Below are 20,840 nucleotides of genomic sequence, written 5' to 3' on the forward strand. Positions count from 1 at the left end.
GCCCCGCGGTATCCCGCAAGTGGATCGCAGATCAAGGAACTCTCCAACCTAAGTTGTTTTCAGGGTAGAACTGCATGTTATCCTTTCATTTTTACATCTTTAGTACATAAATCAACATGTTAATCATCAAAACCTCTTTTTGTTAACGTTTCCATTTATACTGTTATTGTAAACGCATTCAGGTAAAGGGGGATTTACATGTTTACATTTATCGGAGGAATTTTATTATTAATCATCGGGTATTTCACATATGGAAGATTTGTAGAAAAAATGTTCGGACCAAAGCAAGAGCGCCAAACACCAGCTTTCACTCATAAAGATGGTGTTGATTACTTACCAATGGGTGAAAAGAAGAATTCTTTAATCCAATTATTAAATATCGCAGGAGTTGGACCAATTTTCGGTCCAATTATGGGAGCTCTTTATGGACCCGTTGCTTTCATTTGGATTGTTATTGGATGTATTTTTGCTGGAGCAGTTCATGATTATTTAACTGGAATGATTTCCATCCGTAATCGTGGAGCACATCTGCCCGAACTTGCTGGTAAGTTTTTAGGTAAATTTATGAAGCATGTTGTTAACGGATTTGCAGTACTGTTGTTATTACTTGTTGGTACAGTATTTGTTACTGCTCCAGCTGGTCTTTTAAACAATTTATTGGGTGATTGGTCATCCATGGGGATGATTCTTGGAGCTATTTTCGTTTACTATATTTTAGCTACTCTTTTACCTGTAGATAAAATAATTGGACGTTTTTATCCAATCTTTGGAGCATTATTATTAATTTCTGCAATTGGTGTTGGGGGAGCATTAATTTTTACAGGTGCACCAATTCCGGAGCTATCTTTAACAAATTTACACCCTGATAATGCTCCTATTTTTCCATTATTATTCTTAACCATTTCTTGTGGTGCTTTATCTGGATTCCATGCAACGCAGACACCAATTATTTCACGTACAACTCAAAATGAGAGTCAAGGTCGTAGAATTTTTTATGGAATGATGATCGCAGAAGGTATCATTGCAATGATTTGGGCAGCGGCAGCTATGAGTCTATTTGATGGTCCAGTTGGTCTTAACGAAATCCTTGCAACAGGTGGTACTGGTTTAGTAGTAAGTGAAGTATCGATCGCGATGCTTGGGGCTATTGGTGGAACACTTGCAGTACTTGGAGTTATCATTCTACCAATCACATCTGGTGACACAGCATTCCGTAGTGCTCGTATGATTATCGCTGATTACCTTAACATTTCACAAAAGAAGATTGCTAGTCGTCTTTGGATCGCTCTTCCATTATTCGCTATTTCTTTTGCACTTACAAAAATTGATTTTACATTATTATGGCGATATTTCTCTTGGGCAAACCAATCAACAGCTGTTATCGCACTATGGGTAGCTGCAATGTATTTATTCATCGCTAAGAAGAATTATTGGATTGCAGTGATTCCAGGTGTGTTCATGACAATGGCAACAACGACCTATATCTTAAATGCTCAGATTGGTTTTGGAATCAATTTAAATGTTTCATATATTGTAGCAGCGTTTATTACAGCAGCCATTATTGCAATATTCTTTGTGGCAGCTATAAAAAATAGAAATGCAAATGTTCAATTAGATGAAGATATAACGAAGGTAGCATAATAGTCCTTGAAGGTGTCAGATTAGTATCTGACACCTTTTTATATAGGGATATTCATAAGCATTTATTGGATAAGACTAAAAGTAATATGAGTGTATAAATTAAAAGCCGTGAAGGTTAACATGTCCTTCACGGCTACTAGCTTGTATAAACTTAATAAAAATCATTTTTAAATAGAACTTCCCTTGGTAATTCCGTCCCCGTCGTTCCTCTTAGATCAATTTCTCTATCTTCCGTTGGGTAATAAACAATAAATGTTTCCTGATTAATACTAGCAAGTTTGCCCGGAATTTCTTCAAGTTCTGGGTGCCAAGCAACAGTCCCTTTTCTCGCACTAACAAGAATAATTAGATCATCAGTAGCCTGTGGGCTTGGTTCGAGATAGAATGATTCCCACCCTTCTATTTCTTTCACCTTAGTAGGAGGGTTTGCTTTTATTTCTTTAAGATATTTTTTATATTTTTCACCTTTATCATCAATAACTAAACAAAGAAGCTGAGCTCCGAGATCATTCGCCATCAATTTCACTCTCATAATTGCCTCTTTAAACCCATAGGAATGATCGATTCCCTTTGGTAAAATCGCGATAACACGTTTTGTCGTACTAATCGGATGGCCTAATTTCGCTATAAAAATGGATTGAGATGTTTGCTCAACAAGTTGGTCTAACACATTTCCGAATATCCTCTGCGGTGTTGACCGTTTTCCTTCCCAGCCCATAATAACCATAGAAATACGCTCTTCAACAATTGCTCTCGTTATTCCATTTGCAATGTTATGATCGACTCTTGTGATGAGCTTTACAGGAACATCTGCACCAGAAGCATACATGACCGTATGTCCAAGCATCTTTTCAGCAAGAGCAATATCACCTTCAGCATCTCTCGCATCTTTTTTCACAACCTTCAATGGATACAAAGGCTGATCTGCTGAGGCATTCTTTCTTAAGATGAAGCCAAGATCTAATAGTGATTCCATAGTGTTTGGGTTAGCTATAGGAATCATGATACGATCAGGTGCATCACCTTTTACATATGGTTGTTGCTCCTCAAGCAACGAAATTTTCCGACCAAATTTTTCAACTATATATGGCCCTACAATACATGTTCCTAAGATCATTATAATCACACCATTAACGGTAGTTTGGTCGAGTAAACCTACATCATATCCTACCAATGTAGCTGCTAGTGTTGCCGCTGCTTGAGGGATGGTTAACCCAAAAGTAATGTTCTTTTCTTCACTATTATACTTGTATATAAAACTAATCATCCATGCTGCAGCGTATTTACCTAGCATGACACCAACTAAAATCAATACAGTAAATATCCAAGCTTTAGGATCACTGAATAATACACTTAAATCCATTAACATCCCTACCGATAACAGAAAAAATGGGATGAATAAAGCATTGGCAGTAAACCTAATTCGGTTCATTAATGGACCTTGATCAAACACAAGGCGATTAAGTGCAAGTCCTGAGAGGAATGCACCAATAATTGGTTCAACTCCCGCTACGATTGCTAAAAACGCAGACAAAAATAAAACAACAATTACATATGTAAAAATCTTATCTCCTTCATTACCGATATTTCTAAAAATCCATTTGGAAATAAACGGAATTCCAAAAAGATTCATACATGTAAAAATCACTAAAGAAATAATTAAGATAATAAAAAAACTGAAAGTTAACTCCCCAGTAGCAGCACCTGTTATCACTGCTAAGATTAATAATGCAAGAGTATCGGTTATTAACGTTCCTCCTACAGCAATTGTGACAGCCTTATTTTTAGAGATACCTAGCCTGCTAGCAATAGGATACCCTAGCAATGTATGCGAACCTAAAATAGACCCTAAAAGAATTGATGCTGCAAAGCTATAATCTAGAAACAACCCAATAGTCGTACCCAAAATTAACGGAATAATAAATGAAATAAGGCCAAAGACGATACTTCGATTTTTATATTTTTTAAATCCATCAATATCCATTTCTAACCCTGCAATAAAGATAATAAATAATAAACCAACTGTTCCAAGCAATTCAATCGTTTGTCCACGCTGTAAAACTCCTAGCCCATGAGGACCAATTATCACTCCAGCTAGAATAGGTCCTATAATTCCTGGAATTCTGAGCAACCTCATTAGCATTGGACTAATTAAGAATAATGTCATTGAAAGGGCAAATACGAGCACAGGATTTATTAATGGTAACTCAAACATTTATACTCCCACCTTCCTTCAATTGTTTTATAAGAACAAGTGAAAAAACATCATATAACATTGTTGCTCTAATTACCATTTATTTAGCTTTATTTGATTCATTTTTAATGAATCAGATAAAAATGATAACTTTATAAAAATTTCGTATTGCGAAATATATTTTTTGCATTAAAATAGGGTTTATAGCAAATTAAAGGAGACACCTATGAACCGTAATCTATTTTTATATGTAAAAGCTTTTTCCGACTTTGGTACCTATATGGATATGATTGTTTTAAATGTAGTTATTTATGCAGCAACTGGAAGTCCGTTGTGGCTAGCGGCTACCATGGCTGCAAGAACCTTAGGAGGAGTTTTATCAAGTCTATTCTCAGGGATTATTGCGGACCGTTTCAATAGACGAAAAATCATGATAAATACAGATATACTAAGGGCCTTGATTATCCTGATACTTATACCCTTTCCAAGCCCAACTTTAATTATTATTGTATCTTTTTTAATTGGCCTAACTAGCACATTCTTTGCGGTTAGTTATAGTGCTGAAATACCGAGAATCTTTGGTGAAGATAAGGTACTGCAAACCAATGCAATTATCTCTAGACTTACTTCAATTAGTTTAGTAGCTGGTTTTCTTGGTGCAGGACTAATTACAGACTTCCTGGGCTATAAGGTCACTCTTATTATTGATGCAGCTACTTATCTTTTATCAGCTGTTGTTTTAATGAAAATGAAATGGGAAACGACTGAAAAGCAACCAACATTCGAACTTTCTTCTGGGCTAAAAGAGAAAGCCTTTAGTATCGTTACAGACTTAAAAGAAGTTTATAAGTATCTGACCACGAAACCAATGCTCATGATGGTCAATATCGTTTTTTTAGTTGGAGCATTTGCTGGAAGTTCTCATAATTTAGGTATCCCATTATTAGCTGAAGATATTAGTGTTGAACGACAAGGCTTTTATTATGGAATGATTTGGGCGGTGTGGGGGATAGGTTCGGTGTTAGCAACCTTAATTTTACCGAAACTAAAATGGCTACTTGAACAAAAACTTTATTGGATTTCTTTTGCCTCAGCAATACTAATGTCTACTGGCTTTATCCTTTTCTTATCAACAACTTATTTATGGATTGTTTTTCCGTTTGCATTTTTCACTGGGATCTTTGATGCATGCTTTACCACTCTACATGCAACGATTCTACAAAAAACCGAAAATCACATACGAGGAAGAATTTTTGGTGTTGGGATGCTATTGAAATCTTTAGGATTTGCTCTTGGCTTTATCATTGCTCCTATTCTACTTGAAAATATGACTATGCCAAATATGGTTTGGATATTACACGGGACATTAATCATGACAACACTATTGATTATTTATAAAGCAAATAATTACCGAACCAAAAAGAAGTTAATCCCCACAGTTAATGGGTAAATGTTTTAAGGGATGTGAGTAGTAAAAGCTTCACATCCCTTGTTATAACGGACATATTAGTTCAGGGCCATCATTTTTAGGTGAATTGACCTTCGTTGAAACTGGAAAAGCTTCCATCTGTTCTGAAGGGAGTGGTTTCAAGAGAGATTTAAGTTGTTCCTTTGTTTGAAACGGATTTAACCATTCGTATGTCTTATCCTTTGGTAAAATAACAGGCATCCTGTCATGAATAGAAGTCATAAGCTGATTCGCTTCAGTGGTAATTACTGTACAAGAATGAATGATTTCATCGTTTTTTTGCCAGCGATCCCAAAGTCCTGCAAACGAGATGATCTTTTCATCTCTCAACTTAATACAATAGGGCTGTTTTTGGTTATTTTCAGTCTTCCATTCATAAAAAGAACTTCCTACAACAATACACCTTCTTCGACTTAATAACTGCTTAAATGCCGGCTTTTCATCAATTGTCTCAGCTCTTGCATTAATCATTTTATAGCCAATTTTAACATCTTTTGCCCATGACGGAATAAGGCCCCATCGTAAATAACCTAAACGATTTTTCTTACCGTCATTCACAACAGAAAGAACAGGCTGTGAGGGAGCAATATTAAATTTAGCCTCGTACGATAAGTGAGTTAATTCTTCAATTTCAAAATAACGTCCAATGTCTTCCAAGTTTTCATGAATCGTAATTCGACCACACAAACTAAACCCTCCTACATATTGCGTCACAGCTTCTTTTTATATAAATCAATAATTTCCTCGAGCTTTTCTTCAATCTTTCGTAATCTTTCATTCCGTTCAGTCTGATTTTTCAAAATTAGCTTAATAAAAAGTGCAATTGAAACAAAAAACAACAGGGTTAATAAAAATAAGAGCACTGGACCTAAAAACGACAACATGGAATATCAGCCACCCTCTATCTTTTTTGGTATATTATACCACATATATAAGTTTACTTAACTGATTCCGCCATTTTGTTCTGTTTCAATAGTTGATTCTTAATTGCTAGAATATGCGAAAATCGCTTTAGACTTAATACGCAACCCATCTATAATCTATAATTCTAGACAAATACGCAATCATTTATAAACCACTTAAGTCCAGAATTAATTTTAGTATGCTGTAAAGAGTTCTGAAATAAAAAGAGAGTTGCTCATTTCACCCATGAACACTCTCTCTATAAGCCTTTGTATTAAATCTCATTTTAACAATTTCACTTATGTAACTCCACTAATTCCTTAACAGCCTTTATAAACACCATAACTTCTTCCTCTGTATTATATGGAGCAAGCCCTGCCCTAATCCATCCACCAGTTTCATTAATTCCTAGCTTATCAGCAAGGGTTGATGCATAAAAGTTTCCATCTGCAACAAAAATCGAGTAATTCTCTGCAAACCACTTGCATGCTTCACTCGGACTAATGCCATCAATTGTGAATGCAATAGTTGGTGTCTTAGGCACACCTTGACCAGCCTGATACAATGTGACACTAGAAATGGCACTTAATTCGTTACGCATTATTATAGCTAATCCATTTTCATACTCTTCAATCATGTGATATGCGTTTATTAACTGTTCCCTTCGATTATTGCCAGTTCCAACACTTGCAATAAAGTCCACTGCAGCTGGAATGGCAGCCAACGCTTCATGATTTTGGGTCCCTGTTTCTAATTTGTCAGGAAAATTCCCAGGTGCTGGTTTTAGTTTATAAGAGCTTAACTCATCAAAGGTTTCCTGCTTAATGATTGCCATACCAACATGTGGACCAAAAAATTTATAGCTTGAGCATAATAGAATATTGGCACCTAGTTTATCTCGGTCAACCAGGAAGTGTGGAACTGCATGAACAGCATCTACTATAAATAAAGCACCTACTTCACGAGCTCTTTTCGAAATCCTCTCAACATCGGTAATCGTCCCAACAGCGTTTGAAGCAAGAGTCACCGCTACTAGTTTCGTTGAAGATGTAATCAACTCATCAATCTTATCTAACTCCAATGTATAAGAATCGGTATTAACAGGAATAAATCGAATCTCTGTTCCCTTATCCTCTGCTGCTGTTAGCCATGTATCTACATTTGCTCGATGATCGATTTCGGTTAATACAATATTATCTTGCTCATTCCACTTTCTAGATACTGAACGACTAATTGCAAATGCAAGAGTGGTTGAATTCGCTCCAAACGCCACCTCCTCTGGCTTTGCACCGACTAGGTCAGCAATAGCTTGACGAGCATTGGCAATGTCACTCTCTGTTTCGATGCTTGATGGAAACTGCCCATGAAGATTTGCTCCTCCCTTTTCCATATATGCCACCATCTGATCTATTACCGCTTGAACGACTTGTGATCCACCTGGTCCATCAAAATAGATAGCTTGTTTGCCATTGTATGTTCTAGTTAATGCTGGGAACTGACTTCTTATATTTCCAACTGAAAATGTCATAGCTTATACTCCCCTATCTTATATGTAATATTAATTTGCATATTGATATCAATTCTTTATAGGTTCTTTTTCTCCTGTTCTAAAATGAGAAATTATTTAAAACATCCCCGAAAAATGTGCGATTTAACTATTTTTATAGGATCGGGGCAAATGTCCATGTCATTAAACTTAAAATATCATAGGCTATTATGTAATCAAAAATGGTTGATTATAACAATTGACAATTTCTAAAGGGGAGATAGATGTATGTATAACACTTACGGATATAATATGAGAACAATGCCTGCTCAGGGTGGAATGGTTGATCAACGTTTTGGACCTGGATTTGCAATGGGCCCACTTGGTGCTGGATTATTAGGACTTGGTGCAGGATTTTTAGGTGGTACCTTACTTGATGGACCTGGTTATGGTGGGTACGGTGCAGGTTTCGGACCTGGTTATGGTGCATTCGGACCACGTCCACGTCCTGGATTTGGATATGGTGGTTACGGTCCTCGCCCAGGATTCGGTTATGGTGGATATGGAACTCCTGGATACGGACCTGGCTTCTATTAAAAATTAGTCAAATTAGCCTTACTTTGCAAAGCAGAGTAAGGTTCCTTTCTACATATAATTAAAAATTGCTTCTATAAGAGAAAAAATCGAACAAATGTTACAGCAATCGCAACCACACTAACCCCCGTACCAATCAACCACTTAATAAATTTCAGCTGATACTTATTTAATTCGAGATCAACATCTCGTTTGGTGGCATTATCTTTTTCTTCAAATAGTTCATCAACGATGACTCTGATATCATTATCGTCTAATTGTTGTTTAATGGAGTCCTCCATGTTTTTCTGCTGTGATTCTAGTTCATCAATTCTTAGTTCTAACTCATTAATTTTTTTCTCCAAGTCCTCCACATTCATCCCTCCTTACAATTATTCTATTCTTCGGGATGACGAAACGTATGGGGACGTGTCTAATATTAAGACTTTTTTACAAAAAATTATTACACACTACAATTTAATAAATTTAATTGGTTAGATTGATAATTTACTTAATAGCTTCGTTAGGTTATCTTCAACGCCCTTTAAACTATAACTAATCTTATTTATTTTTCTTAGTAGAGAAGTCTTAATTTCGTACTCAATATCACAACCACTTTTAATATCAATCAAAGTCAAAATTTCACTCAGCATAGGAATTGGAACCTGACCTATAGCAGGATCATGTTCAAAAATATCACCCTCTACATAATTTAATGGGACAAGATATCTTGATATTTTCATTAAACCTTTATTAATTGTCAATAATTCTTCATCTGATAAATGATCTTCAACTAATTGATCATAGAATTCAGCTGATAATTTCTCAATATTATTTATTTGGTTTACAAGCTTATCCATTTCAATTCTCTTCTTTGAAAGTCCTTGATACTTTATGAGTGAAGATTTGATTTCTTTAATTGCGGCTAATTGATCTATGGGCAAAATCCTACTACTGCAAGTATGAAAGAGGGTAGCTAAATAAATTTTGCAATCCCGGATAAGGAAGTTTTTATAAATTTTATCTATAGTGTCTTCTGTCGTATGCCACCACCAACCAAATCCCCCAGCCCTTTTGCCCCCAAATAATTTCACAAGTGTTTTAGACGCTGGGTCATTGGATAGAGGTTGTTCAGATAATCCCATAAAAAGAGAAGGGATTCCAGTGCCCCAAAATGACTGATCACCTGCCCTTGCAAATCTCTTACCCATATATTTTTCTTTCGTTTCTATTTCTATAAATTTTGCACCTAGTTGGGTTGTTTCTGCCATACAATTTGCTTCTGAAAGTATAGTTGCTCCTTTTCCCCCGACAGAATCTATATATATATGTAATCCACAATGATCGTACAATTCCTGCCAATTATGATCACAATATGAAGTGGATCCAGCATATCTTCCATGTGAATGTCCAGACCAAAAAGCAAACCTTACTCCTCTTCTTAAGTACTGAGTATTAATAGACAAAATTCTAGCCACTTCAATCATTGTCGCATTCGCACTCGCATTATCCATTGCCCCATAGTGCCAAGAATCAATGTGACCACTAAACAATACAAAATCCTCAGTCTCTTTTTGACCCTGAATGTTAGCAATAAGAGCAGGGATTTTTCTCCAGCCAGATTCAACTACAGTTGATAACCTTACCTTGGAGTCATGGTGTTCTGCAATTATATTTTTTAGAAGTTCTCCACTTTTGTTATCAATTGAAACAACGGGGATTTTTGGGAGGTCTTCCTTTGTTTTTGATGTAGGATTTCCCCAAACAGTTGAAACAATCATTTCGTGGGTATAGGGACCATTTATAAAAATTGCAGCAATAGCCTCTTTTTTCTGCGCTTCTTTAACGATGTTGGGTGTAGCAATTCCATCGAGGATAACTATCTTGTTCTTAACACTTTGATCTAAAACTAAACACTCTTCATCAATATAAACTGCTGTTGATTCTAGTATATTTCCTTCGGTAGATAATGCCATCGAATGTGTAATACAGGGTAATGAATTCCCATTTATTGATAATGTTGCCTGTATCGGAAGACTAATATAAGCATCATGAAACTCAAGGGTCGTTTTTAAACCAAAGCTATCAAGTAGCCCTTGAACATAATAAAAAGAACGTAGCTCCTCTGGTGAACCTGATAATCTAACTTCTCTCGAAATTTCTTTCGTATACTTCATCAAATGTTCCCCATTTACTTGGTCCATTAACAAACTTTGAATCTCTGATAACATCTTTCTTCAACTCCTTTTAAAAATAAGAGGTTGCCCATTACAAGACAACCCCTAACAGAATTTTCTAGATACGAACCTTTTTGATACCAGCAAAAGGAATAAATTCCTTATCATTCAATTTTCCAATAGCATTAATAAACGTTTGTGTAGTATGCGGGGTGTCATATAAAATCCGAAAATACTCATCCCTTTTATCAGCAGGGGTAGCATCGTATGCCAAGCCAACCATCCATCGCCCATAATAATAAGCTGGGTAATATGTTTTTTGAACTGGATCTGAAAAGAAGCGGAAGGCATTATTTGCTTCAATTGAAGTGATGCCACCTTCAGTTATCATATATTCAATTGCTTCATTCTTATCCACCTGTCCTAGGTTATACATAAAGCATGCATTCGTCGTATAAATTCGTTGAAGATCAAGAAAATCACGTGCTAAAATATACTGTTTCTTGGCCTCTATCGATACACCAGGTGTTTCCTCATCAAGAACATCCCACCCTAAGAAATGTAACGCAGTTTCAGGACCACCTTCAAATAAGGCATTGGTTGGACTATTAATTAAGTAATAAGAAGCTTCAAGTGGTAGCTTTCCATGTTTAAATAAATAATCCCATCGACAATAAAACGCTTGATGACCAGGATATGCTTCGTGTGTCATAATTTGAGCAAGAATAGGCTCGGTCCATGGTCGGTCAATGTTAAAGGTAAGATTTCCCCGATAATCTCCTACATATTTCGAATAGCCACTCCAGAAGACTCCTTGTATTGAATTAACTGAATCAATGCCATCCTCGTCAGGAAGGTAGATGACTTTCTTCAATGTCCCTTCCTTACTACGTTCCATAAAATCTTCTGCAACCTTTGTTACTAATTCTGGTTGAATAACCGTATCATTCCGCCATCTATTCACCTTTTCTTCTAAACTTCCCTTATAGCCTAACTCAGTTAATCCTCTTTCAACCTTTTCTCTAAGTTCGGAAATTTTATCGTCGGAAATTAGAACGGAAGGAAGCTCTTGAATATTGGCGATAAGCTCATTATATGGGACAGCATCCCCCTGTAGGCTTCTAGCAAAATATCTAAAACCATTTACCATCGCACGTAAGTATATTCCTTGATGACCTTCCAATTCTTTTAATTCTCTCTCAACATAATCAAGCTTGGAACCAATATCATCAAACGAACCTAGTGTTGCTTTTATATCACTATAACTAGCAGTAGCTACTTCTTGATTATGCAGTTCCTTCGTCTTATCATTTAGACTTAACACAATATCAACGATTGTTTCTCCTACATGGTCATTCGTCCAACGTAACATTCGCATCCCATCCTTTTAATCAATGATTGATTTTATATCTTTCAAAATTAAAGGTACAAGCATTCGATAAAGTAACTCGCCTTTTTCAGCCGAGGCAGCACCAGGATCTCCCGAGTAAGCAAGAGGATATAGCACTCTCCCCCCGTCTTTAAACTTGATATTAGGTGATATAGGAATTTCATGTGGTTCTAATCCATCTGTATTTGCTAGTGATTGATTGATGGCAAGAACCATTGATGTCTCATCTTCACCTGCGTGACCAAATCCAGGAGTAATGTTTATAATTTCTTCCCTATAATCCATCCACCAATTGATTAATAAAACGGTTAAACCCAAATCAGATAGTTTTTCTGATACTAATTGCAAGCTAGCAATGTTCCCACCATGACCGTTAAACAAAATGATACGTTCAAATCCGTTTCTATGAAACTCCTTACCAATCTCGTAGACATAGTTTGAAAATGCGTTACTGGAAATGTCGATCGTTCCATCAAAGGGTCTTAATCCCCAAGAATGCCCATAAGGAATTTCCGCGCCGATTAAAAAAAGATTCTCATCAACCTTATTCAGGCGCTTAATAAGCTCTCTTGGAATTAATACGTCCGTCCCAAGTGAACAATGTGGGCCATGTGCCTCCATCATTCCTATCGGTAATAAAACAGTCTTAACTGTTTTTTTGATTTCCTGAAATGATTGCATCGTTAAATCCATCATATACATAAAACATCACTCTTTTCCTTTAATCATTCCTTGTTGTTCAATTAAGTGAGCAATTTGAAGTAGCTCTTCTTCTCGAAAATGATGACCGATTAGTTGCATCCCAACAGGTAAAGATTCGTTTGTTAAAGCAGCCATATTAAACGTTAAAGCTGGGTGACCTGATAAATTAAAAGGCCCAGTAAAAGTCATTTCATTCATTTCAGCGTCGCCAATTACTGGATCTTCATCAGGCACTGGAAAGGAAACTGTTGGAGTTAATAAAACATCGACTTCGTCTAAAACCGAATTAACAGTCCTTTTGAATTCCTTCTGTTGATGTAATCCATTAAGATAATCGATTGCTCGTTGTTTCATGCCTAACTCAAGTTGTTCATACGTTAATGGTGCATATTGTTCTCGTTTGTTCATCATATATTGATGAATTTGTGCCGCTTCTGGCAATAAAATATTCATAATCATTTCTTCAGCAAGATGCCAATTTTCGATTTTAATCTCTTTTATTTCAAAGCCAAGAGCAACCACCATTTCTAGTGTTGATTGATAGACATTTTTCACTTCTTTTTTTAAACACTTAAGATACGAGTCTGGCAAAACGCCAATCCTTTTTTTATAGATTCTTTCATTAAATTGTGACAGATTAATTAACGAATAATCTCCGTGCATTGAGTACGGATCTTTTGAATCATGCCCCGCTATAACATTTAAAATTACCGCTACTTCCTTAACGTTCTTTGCGATTGGACCTACATGATCAAGTGACCATGAAAGTGGAAATACACCAAATGTACTAACTAAACCATATGTTGGCTTTAACCCAACAACACCACAATAAGACCCAGGTATCCGAATTGATCCTCCAGTGTCTGTTCCTAAGGAAAAATATCCAAGCCCCGCTGACACGGCTGCTGCCGAACCACCACTTGATCCTCCAGCCGTTTTGTTCACATTATTAGGATTGTTAGTTTGACCAAAGTCTGGATGAACAATGCCATATGCGAACTCAAGCATATTGTTTTTACCAATCAAAACCGCATCCGTTTCTTTTATTTTTTCTACAACTGTAGCAGAATACGAAGGAACAAAACCCTTTAGCACATTTGATCCACAAGTAGTTCTTACGTTCTTCGTATAAAACAAATCCTTTAGCGAATAAGGAATTCCACACAATAAATGAGTTTCTTCATTATTTAAAAATTTCTTTTCTGCCATGATTGCAGATTGGTATGCATCTTCTTTTAATGTAGAGATAAATGCATTTATAGACGGTTCTATCTTTTCAAGTCTATCAAACACTTGTTGAATTACTTCTACTGGCGAAACTTCCTTGTTTCGATATAATTGGGCCACTTCCATAAATGAACGATCTAGGATAGTAGTCAATTTATTCACCTACTGCCAATAATGGATCATTTGGATTTATGGCTAGGGAAGTAACTAGAAACAACACCACACCTGTTGTTGAAGAGTAATAGGATTGAACAGCTTCGCCAAATTCATTTCTGATTTCGCCTAGCAAATCACCCGTTTTCACCTCATCACCAATGTTTACATTGGGATACCAAAGCCCTTGTATCTCAGCTCTATACCAATCAAATACAGATAAATGATGTGAATCATAGTTTTTCACTTCACCTTCAAGTAATCCAATAGACTTTAAGATATTTAAAACACCATCTTGTAGAAGAACTGAATCCGGTTGTGATAGAATTCCTTGTTGCCCCGCTTCCGCAATAATCGCTACCTTCCCCTGTTCAGCTACCGTTCCGTACGTTGAGCCCGGAACCTGACCAGTGCTTCCAATGACATATTTAATCTCAAACATTGAAGCCATGTTCTTTGATTTTTCAACTAACTGATGATCCTCAGTGACATGGTATATGGTGAACGGCACGAGGGCTTCAATCATATCTCCACCATGCAGGTCAATCATATAATCAACTTGTTTAAAGACTGTTTCATTAATCCAATACGCTAATTGTTCTGCAGCTGTTCCATCCTTCTTCCCAGGAAACATTCGATTAAGATTTTTTTGGTCCTTTGGATGTACATAAATACTTCGGGCATAAAAGGAGGCTGGGTTGGCAATTGGTAACACCACCACTTTTCCTTTTACTTGGTTCGGGTCTAACGATTTTCCGAGTGAAATAGCAGCATCAATGGAGGTATATTCGCATCCATGAATTCCTCCCATGATTAACACAACTGGTCCTTCAGTTTGACCATTAACCAAAAAGACAGGGAGCTTCTCCTCGATCATAGGAAATTCTAAATAACCCGTTAACTTTGCTTTTTCTTGAACTAATAAATTACCAAACTTCCAAGAAGCACTCATCAATCCTCATCCTCTTTAAAAAGAATTAGTTACTTATCATGTTTTTACTACTTGAAAAGCGACTGCTAGAAAATGAATATATCTATCAGCCGCTTTTTACATTACTGTTTTGTCATCTTATGGAATGGAACATACCATGTGTTCATCGGATTGATTTCATAACCCTTTACCCAATTTTTCATTGGTGCTTTAATTGATTTTTGAGCAATGAAAATATATGGTACGTCTTCTGCCATAATATCCTGAATTTCTTTATATGCAGCATCTCTTTCAGAATCATCTACACTTTTTCTTCCTTTTTCTAATAGCTCATCAACTCTATCATTTTCATAGAAAGCTAGATTAAATCCAGGACCTTTACTTTCCGAATGGACAAAATACCATAAATTATAATCTGGATCTGGATAATCAGGTGTCCATGAAACTAAACCAATGTCATGTTTTCCGCTTGTTACTAAATCAAGGAAAGTCGGCCAAGCATACGTTTTGATTTCTACAGTAATTCCAATTTTGGCAAGATCAGACTGTAGCATAACCGCGATGTTTTTACGCACTTCATTATTTTCCGAGATAGCAAGTTCCATTGTAAATCCATCTTCTTGCCCTGCCTCTTTTAACAATGATTTCGCTTTATCTAAATCGTATTCGTAGATTTTTGTTGCTTCATTAAAGCCAAACATACCCGATGGAACAATTCCTCCGATACGATCTCCACCACCAAGGAAAATGTTTTCAATAATTACATCATAGTTGATTGCATGTGCAATCGCTTGACGAACCAACTTATTATCTAGTGGCTGTTTTGTCATATTAATTGGGAAGTAGTCAATTCCATATCCAGGCGATTCAACGACTTCAACCCCATTTTTTCCATCCATCTCTAAAAGAACGTCAGGCGAAATCATGGTCTCATCAATTAAGTCAATTTCTCCTTTTTCAAGCATTAACCTCGCTGTGGATGGTTCTGGAATAATCAAAATATTTACTGTCTCCATTGTCGGAGTATCTCCCCAATAATTCTCATTTCGTTTTAAAACAAGCTTTTGCCCTCGATCCCAGCTTTCTAATACATAAGGACCTGAACCGACCTCTTTATCAGCTAGGTACCCTTCACCAAGGTCATCCCCATGATGATCAGCTAAGTTGGGATTTAATATGTTACCAAACACTGTCCCTAGTGTCTTAACAAACGGCCCAAACGGTTTCTTTAAAGTTATATTAATCGTGTGGTCATCAATGATTTCAAAGCTATCTTTGTCGATAACTTTTGCGAAAATACCTGCTGCCGATTTTCCTACATCAATTGCGCGAATAAATGAATACTCAACAGCCTCTGCAGTTACAGGAGTGCCGTCATGGAAGGTTGCGTCCTTCCTTAAGAAGAATGTATAGGTTAAACCATCATCTGAGACTTCCCACTTCTCAGCTAACTGAGGCTTTGGTTCAGTATCTGTGCCATCATAGGTTACTAGTCGGTCATAAAGCATATAGGTTACACGGAATGAAGTATTGGCTGCTGTTGCATGAGGATCTAGGTGTGGTATATCTTGGTTTGTAGCAAAATTTAATACATCTGTTTCTGCAGGTCCTGCTGGTTCATTTTCAGTTCCTTCATCTGTTCCTTCACTTGTGTCTTCACCATTTTCTACTGGTGCTGTTGTATCATCGTTATATTTATTACAACCAGCTAATACAAACAAAGCTAAAAATACAAGAAACAATGATTTTAACCAATAACTTTTCATTAACAATTACCCCCTTGAAATTATGATTCTACTAGCCTATACAAACATGAACCAGGCATCACTCCCTTCAAAGTGATTAAAGCAGTTCGTTAGCATAAAGGTCTCCCCTGAAAATAACTTAGTTAGCGGAGTTCCATGAGCTGATATCCACCTGCTTTCCGCGGGGCGGTCCGGGAGCCTCCTCGTCGCTTTTGGAGCTCCTGCGGGGTCTCACGAGACCGCTAGATCCCGCAGGAGTCAGGTGGCTCTCCGCTCATTCCACACTAAAGTGAACAATATTTTCATCCTCCATGGTGCGAATAATTAATTAGCATGGGTGTCTACCTTAACAGAGCTTAATAACCATAAGATATAACACAGAAAAGTCTAACGTTGTTTAGGGTCTAAGATGTCTCGTAATCCATCACCTAATAAGTTAAATCCTAAAACCGTAAAGAGGATGGCTAAACCGGGGAATGTCGCGGCCCACCAGGCTTCCCTTAATGTTTCACGGCTTGATGAAAGCATGGCACCCCACTCTGGAGAAGGTGGTTGTGCTCCTAGCCCAATAAAACTTAATCCAGCAGCTGCTAGAATAACAAACCCTAAATCTAGTGATGCTTGAATACTTGCAGGTGCTATAGAGTTTGGAAGTACTTCCTTAAACAAAATACGAAATGGGTTAGCTCCTAATGCTTTTGCTGATTCAATGAACTCTGAATTCTTAATTGAAAGAACAGATGACCGAACAATTCGTGTATACCATGGCCACCACACAAAGGCTAATGCCATTAGAACATTTTCAATTGACGGCCCTAGTGCTGCTGCTATTGACATGGCCAGAATGATACCAGGGAAAGATAGAAAAATATCAGTCGTTCTCATGATAAACTGATCGATCATACCCCCAAAATAACCTGCGATAGCTCCTAAAAGTGTACCGAGTGGAAATGATAAGATCACTACTAATAAACCAACCTTTAAAGAAATTCTAGCTCCAAAGATAATTCGACTAAAAATATCCCGCCCTACTTCATCGGTTCCAAAAAAGTGTTCTCCACTTGGGGGTTGTAGCTTGTTAGCAATATTTACTTCTAAAGGATCGTGAGGCGCTATAAGTGGTGCAAATAGTGCCATAAATACGATGAATAGGACTAACACAAACCCCAAAACGGTTAGAGGACTTGATAAAATACGTCTTACCACTTATACCCCTTCTTTCATCAGTCATATTTTAATCTTGGATCGATAACATGATAAAACACATCAATTATCAGGTTTACGGTAACAAAAAGGATAGCAATGAGAATCGTAACTCCCATAACTGCTGGGAAGTCTAGATATGTAATTGCATTGACAGCATACTTTCCAAGACCTGGCCATGAAAATACTGACTCTACTAAAACACTTCCTCCTAGTGCATTACCAAAGGCCATACCCATTAGAGTTAAAATCGGCATCATCCCATTTTGTAGTGCGTGTCCATATAAAACTCTGTTCTGAGATCCGCCCTTTGCATATGCAGTACGAATATAGTCACTCCGTAATACCTCTAACATGCTGGATCTTGTCATCCTAGTAATCATCCCAATTGTTACTGCAGCTTGAGTAAAACCGGGTAAAATCAAATGCATAAAAGCTGATCGGAACGCTTCCCAATTCCCTGTTAATAACGCATCAACGGTATACATACCGGTAATTGTTTCAGGTGGGGATACCCATGTATCTAATCTACCTGCTCCCGGAAACATACCTATTTTTAAATAAAAGAATAATAGAAGAATAATACCTAACCAAAAGGCGGGCATAGCGACACCAACTAATGCAACAATCCTCGCTACTTGGTCGGGGAGTTTATCTTTTTTGTGAGCACTAATGATTCCAAACGGAATTCCAACTAATACTGTAATAAACATTGAAAACAGGGTTAGCTCTAATGTAGCAGGGAAATATCTTTTCAGATCCTCTGCCACTGGTTGCTGAGAAAAAGTACTTTGCCCAAAATCCCCTTGAACAAGTCCGACCATATATCGACCATATTGTTCATATAAAGGATCATTCAAACCCATTTTTTCACGGAGCTGCTCAATACCTTCCGGTGTTGCCTTTGGCCCGAGTATAAGTCTTGCTGGGTCACCAGGAATTGTGTTTGAAATGAAAAATGTTAATATACTAATCCCAATTAAAATCGGTATCAATAGTAAAAGCCTTTTAATGATATAACGAATGGCATCCATTAATTGTGATCCCCCCTTAATAATTAGTTTTTAGCTTACTTAAACATGGATACATGCAGTCCAATGTCCAAAAGATTTTTCTCTAAGTTCAGGTATGACTTTTTTACATTCGGATGTAGCTACAGGACATCTTGTATGAAATGCACATCCAGAAGGAGGATTGATAGGGCTCGGTAAATCCCCTTGCAATATAATTCGTTCCTTCTTATAGCTTGGGTCTGGAACAGGTAGTGCTGATAATAACGATTTAGTATATGGATGTTGAGGGTTTTGATAAAGCTCATCAACATCAGTTAATTCAACAATTTTTCCTAAGTACATAACTGCGACTCGATCTGAAATATGTTGTACAACTGATAAATCATGAGAGATAAAGATGTAGCTTAAATCAAATTCTTTTTGTAGGTCGACTAATAAATTTAGAACCTGCGATTGCACAGAGACATCCAGTGCTGAAACTGGCTCATCTGCGATAATCAGCTCGGGATTTAACGTTAGAGCCCTAGCAATTCCTATTCTTTGACGTTGTCCGCCGGAGAACTCATGTGGATAATTATCTAGCTGTTCTTTTCTTAGTCCAATTTTTTCTATGAGGTTTTCAATGATGGCTGTTCTTTTTGATTTATTACCCATATTATGAATAACGAGTGGGGCTTCTAAAATTTGTCTTATCGTTTGCCTTGGATTAAGAGAAGCGAATGGATCTTGAAAAACAATCTGCATCTCTTTTCTTAACTCCTTCATATCTTTCCTACTGATATTAGAGATATTATTTCCTTTATAATGAATTTCTCCGGATGAGGGTTCCACGAGACGGAGGATCGACCGTCCTAGTGTTGATTTTCCACAGCCTGACTCACCAACAATCCCGAGGGTTTCTCCTTTTTCTAGTGTAAAACTAACACCATCAACGGCTTTAACCATCTTTTTTGCCTTTAGAAAGCCTGCATTAACTGGAAAATGCTGTTTTAGATTTTTGATTTCTAACAGTGACATTCGGTCCCACCTCCTTGTCATCATATAACCAACATGCTGTTGAATGGCCTCCTGAAACTACCTTCGTCACTGGTTGTTTCTGTCTACATATATCCATCACTTCACTACAGCGATCTGCAAATCGACAGCCACTAGGCATATTCTGTGGCGATGGGACAGTTCCAGGTATAGAACCTAGTTGTTCCTTCCTACTTCCAAGCTTTGGAATTGATTTAAGGAGACCCTTTGTATACGGATGATGTGGATTATTAAACAATTCGTGAACATCCGCTTGCTCCACCACTTGACCAGCATACATGACCATTACTCGATCGCAAACTTCAGCAACCACACCTAAGTCATGTGTAATCATAATAATGCCCATATCGTTTTCTTTTTTTAAACTGTTCATTAGTTCAAGTATTTGAGCTTGAACTGTTACATCTAGAGCTGTTGTCGGTTCATCACAAATCAGTAGCTGAGGTTGACAAGCCATCGCAATGGCAATCATAATACGTTGCCTCATTCCTCCTGAAAGCTGGTGTGGATATTCTTCAATTAACTCTTCTGCTCTTGGTAACCCTACTTCCTTTAGTAACTTTATCGCTCTCTCTTTTCGTTCTTTTTTAGAAAGATTTGTATGAAGCAATAAGGATTCTTCAATTTGCTTGCCAACCTTATGCAATGGATTTAGAGAGGTTAAAGGATCTTGAAAGATCATTGACATTTGATTTCCACGAACCTTTTCTAACCTTTTCTTAGATAACTCTGTAATAACCTCTGTTTCCAACATAACTTTCCCCTCAAGTGTTGCATTGTCTGGTAATAACCTCATAATTGAAAGTGCCGTCATACTTTTACCACAGCCTGATTCACCAACAATACCTAATGTTTCACCTTTTTCGACGGAGAAAGTAACTTGATCAAGAATGGTAAAATATTTCCCTGCTCTCTTGAATTTAAGTGAAATGTTTTGAACATCAAGTAACAAATTAATCCACCTCCCTAATCTTTTAAATCGCTGTTTTTCTTTTTCCA

General features: G+C 37.0%; 18 protein-coding genes. 3 read left to right on the forward strand and 15 right to left on the reverse strand.

Annotation, left to right across the window (positions count from 1 at the left end; all coding sequences use genetic code 11):
• Window positions 1-198 precede the first annotated feature (198 nt).
• Window positions 199-1,641 (forward strand): carbon starvation CstA family protein, encoded by a 1,443-nt coding sequence (locus BK579_RS17735; RefSeq protein WP_078547743.1) that lies wholly within the window; start codon window positions 199-201, stop codon window positions 1,639-1,641.
• Between the two features lie 151 nt (window positions 1,642-1,792).
• Here the strand turns inward: BK579_RS17735 and BK579_RS17740 are convergent, their stop codons facing one another.
• Window positions 1,793-3,856, reverse strand: a complete 2,064-nt coding sequence (locus tag BK579_RS17740; protein ID WP_078547745.1) for a cation:proton antiporter domain-containing protein — start codon at window positions 3,854-3,856, stop codon at window positions 1,793-1,795.
• A 205-nt stretch (window positions 3,857-4,061) separates the two neighbouring features.
• On the opposite strand from BK579_RS17740, the gene BK579_RS17745 reads away from it, so the two are divergent.
• On the forward strand, window positions 4,062-5,285 hold the full coding sequence (locus BK579_RS17745) for an MFS transporter (RefSeq protein WP_078547747.1): 1,224 nt from the start codon (window positions 4,062-4,064) through the stop codon (window positions 5,283-5,285).
• 42 nt (window positions 5,286-5,327) lie between these two features.
• On the opposite strand, the gene BK579_RS17750 is transcribed toward BK579_RS17745, so the two are convergent.
• The 3 genes from BK579_RS17750 to BK579_RS17760 all read right to left on the reverse strand — a co-directional run bounded on the left by BK579_RS17750 (window position 5,328) and on the right by BK579_RS17760 (window position 7,734).
• Complete coding sequence (locus BK579_RS17750; RefSeq protein WP_078547749.1) at window positions 5,328-5,990, reverse strand: SOS response-associated peptidase; 663 nt, start codon at window positions 5,988-5,990, stop codon at window positions 5,328-5,330.
• A 23-nt stretch (window positions 5,991-6,013) separates the two neighbouring features.
• Entirely contained in the window at window positions 6,014-6,187 is a 174-nt protein-coding gene (locus BK579_RS17755) for a DUF4083 family protein (protein ID WP_078547750.1), read from the reverse strand.
• A 314-nt stretch (window positions 6,188-6,501) separates the two neighbouring features.
• Window positions 6,502-7,734, reverse strand: coding sequence for a cysteine desulfurase-like protein (locus BK579_RS17760; protein WP_078547752.1), 1,233 nt, complete (start codon window positions 7,732-7,734; stop codon window positions 6,502-6,504).
• Window positions 7,735-7,980: 246 nt separating this feature from the next.
• On the opposite strand from BK579_RS17760, the gene BK579_RS17765 reads away from it, so the two are divergent.
• Window positions 7,981-8,289, forward strand: coding sequence for a hypothetical protein (locus BK579_RS17765; protein WP_235848458.1), 309 nt, complete (start codon window positions 7,981-7,983; stop codon window positions 8,287-8,289).
• A gap of 71 nt (window positions 8,290-8,360) precedes the next feature.
• On the opposite strand, the gene BK579_RS17770 is transcribed toward BK579_RS17765, so the two are convergent.
• The 11 genes from BK579_RS17770 to BK579_RS17820 all read right to left on the reverse strand — a co-directional run bounded on the left by BK579_RS17770 (window position 8,361) and on the right by BK579_RS17820 (window position 20,799).
• Complete coding sequence (locus BK579_RS17770; RefSeq protein WP_078547754.1) at window positions 8,361-8,639, reverse strand: hypothetical protein; 279 nt, start codon at window positions 8,637-8,639, stop codon at window positions 8,361-8,363.
• A gap of 120 nt (window positions 8,640-8,759) precedes the next feature.
• Window positions 8,760-10,496: a M28 family metallopeptidase gene (locus BK579_RS17775; protein ID WP_078547755.1), complete on the reverse strand. Its 1,737-nt coding sequence runs from the start codon at window positions 10,494-10,496 to the stop codon at window positions 8,760-8,762.
• 64 nt (window positions 10,497-10,560) lie between these two features.
• Window positions 10,561-11,814 (reverse strand): hypothetical protein, encoded by a 1,254-nt coding sequence (locus BK579_RS17780; protein WP_078547757.1) that lies wholly within the window; start codon window positions 11,812-11,814, stop codon window positions 10,561-10,563.
• Between the two features lie 15 nt (window positions 11,815-11,829).
• Window positions 11,830-12,525, reverse strand: a complete 696-nt coding sequence (locus BK579_RS17785) for a creatininase family protein (protein WP_204524732.1) — start codon at window positions 12,523-12,525, stop codon at window positions 11,830-11,832.
• Between the two features lie 15 nt (window positions 12,526-12,540).
• A complete protein-coding gene (locus tag BK579_RS17790) occupies window positions 12,541-13,914 on the reverse strand; it encodes an Asp-tRNA(Asn)/Glu-tRNA(Gln) amidotransferase GatCAB subunit A (protein WP_078547760.1) in 1,374 nt (457 codons plus the stop codon).
• A gap of 1 nt (window position 13,915) precedes the next feature.
• A complete protein-coding gene (locus tag BK579_RS17795; RefSeq protein WP_078547762.1) occupies window positions 13,916-14,866 on the reverse strand; it encodes a M14 family metallopeptidase in 951 nt (316 codons plus the stop codon).
• A gap of 101 nt (window positions 14,867-14,967) precedes the next feature.
• Entirely contained in the window at window positions 14,968-16,611 is a 1,644-nt protein-coding gene (locus tag BK579_RS17800) for an ABC transporter substrate-binding protein (protein WP_078547764.1), read from the reverse strand.
• Between the two features lie 366 nt (window positions 16,612-16,977).
• Complete coding sequence (gene nikC, locus BK579_RS17805; RefSeq protein WP_078547766.1) at window positions 16,978-17,796, reverse strand: nickel transporter permease; 819 nt, start codon at window positions 17,794-17,796, stop codon at window positions 16,978-16,980.
• Between the two features lie 17 nt (window positions 17,797-17,813).
• Complete coding sequence (locus BK579_RS17810) at window positions 17,814-18,827, reverse strand: ABC transporter permease (RefSeq protein ID WP_078547768.1); 1,014 nt, start codon at window positions 18,825-18,827, stop codon at window positions 17,814-17,816.
• A 39-nt stretch (window positions 18,828-18,866) separates the two neighbouring features.
• The gene (locus BK579_RS17815; protein WP_078547769.1) at window positions 18,867-19,823 is read right to left on the reverse strand and encodes an ABC transporter ATP-binding protein; all 957 of its coding nucleotides are present in this window, start codon (window positions 19,821-19,823) and stop codon (window positions 18,867-18,869) included.
• The gene (locus BK579_RS17820) at window positions 19,777-20,799 is read right to left on the reverse strand and encodes an ABC transporter ATP-binding protein (RefSeq protein ID WP_169891272.1); all 1,023 of its coding nucleotides are present in this window, start codon (window positions 20,797-20,799) and stop codon (window positions 19,777-19,779) included. The genes BK579_RS17815 and BK579_RS17820 overlap by 47 nt, the downstream gene beginning before the upstream one ends.
• Between the last annotated feature and the right edge of the window lie 41 nt (window positions 20,800-20,840).

The sequence above is a fragment of the Litchfieldia alkalitelluris genome, assembly GCF_002019645.1.
GTDB classification, from domain to species: domain Bacteria; phylum Bacillota; class Bacilli; order Bacillales; family Bacillaceae_L; genus Litchfieldia; species Litchfieldia alkalitelluris.